Annotated in this window: 1 protein-coding gene; it reads right to left on the bottom strand. The window is 35.2% G+C overall.

Going from position 1 to position 1,077, the window contains the following annotated elements; translation table 11 throughout:
- A partial coding sequence (locus tag H663_RS40945) for a hypothetical protein (RefSeq protein ID WP_133240104.1) occupies nt 1-916 on the bottom strand: 916 nt, incomplete at its 3' end.
- Between the last annotated feature and the right edge of the window lie 161 nt (nt 917-1,077).

The following is a 1,077-nucleotide window of genomic DNA, read 5'->3' as shown; positions in this document are numbered from 1 at the left end:
TTCTAAAAACCGACTCCAGGAAAACTGTCTTGCTGAATGGCTCAATCACCTGAATTGACGCATTAACACCATAAATATATGAAACTTCAGAATTTGTTTGCTGCTGCTTGGCCTTGGCCAATTTATTGACTTCAACATTGAAAATATAGTCACCATCACCAATTTTCAATTCGATTTGCTCGCCTGTATCTTCCAGCTGCATGGTCATCACCCCAACGACGCTGTTAAATTTGGCAGGCATCAAAGAAATGCTGGTTTGGCCAGACAATTCGCTGGCCAGTGCATCAGCCACGATGTCTTTGACTGCTGAATCATTGCTTCTGATTTCTGCTGGGAATTTATCCATAGCCTCAGGCTTGATCGTGATATTTCCAATCTGGAAGATCTTGTCGGTTTTTTTATCTAAAATTGCATTTGAAATCTTGTCCACAAACTGTGATATCAGTCCTTCTTTTTTCGATGTGTATATATTTTCCCTGATTAAATTTAATATTTTTAAATTAGAAGGTTGCTGTTGCCCTTCTACGGCATCAAAGATTGCCAGATTCAATGGATATGTTTTGATTATTTTTTTCCCCTTGTAATCAAATAACAAGGCGTCACCGCGAAGATTAACAAATATTTTCCAGTAATCACCATAGTTTTCTACGAGTACCGTTTCAGCTGTCATTACCAGGACAGCATTCAAAGGCGAGTCTTCATTTTTTGTTGAAAATGTTCTGCCAGTTACAATATTGAAGTTTTTACCTTCAATATTTTTTAATCTTTTTACAATCTCTGTTGAAATGGATATATTGGATTTTTTGAATTCTTTTTCAAGATAACTTGTATAGTGAAAACGATCTTCTTTATTGGCGTGATCTCCAGCGTATGCGAATCCTGCGATCAGCATTTCCTGTCCTGAATTTTGAGCCATGATGGCTTTTGCACAAACAATTATTAAAAAGCCAATGAAGGTTTTTTTTATGATTCTAAAAATATGCATTTTTATAAATTTTGAATAACAAAGAGCTACAATAGTGTAACACCTTATGTTTACAATTTTATTGTTTCTGCATCAATTTGAATTCTTAAGAA

The sequence above is a fragment of the Limnohabitans planktonicus II-D5 genome, from assembly GCF_001270065.2.
In the GTDB taxonomy this organism is placed as follows: Bacteria; Pseudomonadota; Gammaproteobacteria; order Burkholderiales; family Burkholderiaceae_C; genus Limnohabitans_A; species Limnohabitans_A planktonicus.
Note: the sequence above shows the minus strand (reverse complement) of the source record. Positions and strands in the feature narration are given on the sequence as shown.